We start from the raw sequence: 255 nt of genomic DNA, 5'->3' as shown, positions 1-255 counted from the left end.
AAGATAAGGTTCGCCTTATTACTAAAAGAAGCAGAGGTGTGAAATTTGATACTGTGGTTAGAGAACTTAATCAGGCTTCTAGAGGTTGGTTCCACTACTTTAAAGTGGCTGATTTTCCTAAGCCTATGAAACATCTGGATGGGTGGATTCGCAGGCGTCTGCGCTCCTACAGAATAAAACAACGCAAGAGGAAATACTCCATCAAAACTTTTCTTGTGGCACATGGCGTGTCTCAGCGTTCTAGCTGGTCTCTCG

At 43.5% G+C, this 255-nt stretch carries 1 protein-coding gene; it reads left to right on the top strand.

Annotated features, from left to right (window positions below; translation table 11 throughout):
- Nucleotides 1-38: 38 nt before the first annotated feature.
- The coding region (locus tag L8D11_RS05565; protein ID WP_336886396.1) for a group II intron maturase-specific domain-containing protein at nt 39-255 on the top strand (217 nt) is incomplete at its 3' end.

The organism is Candidatus Bandiella numerosa (genome assembly GCF_021811875.1).
GTDB classification, from domain to species: Bacteria; Pseudomonadota; Alphaproteobacteria; order Rickettsiales; family Midichloriaceae; genus Aquirickettsia; species Aquirickettsia numerosa_A.
This window is presented reverse-complemented; position numbering and strand designations above follow the sequence as displayed.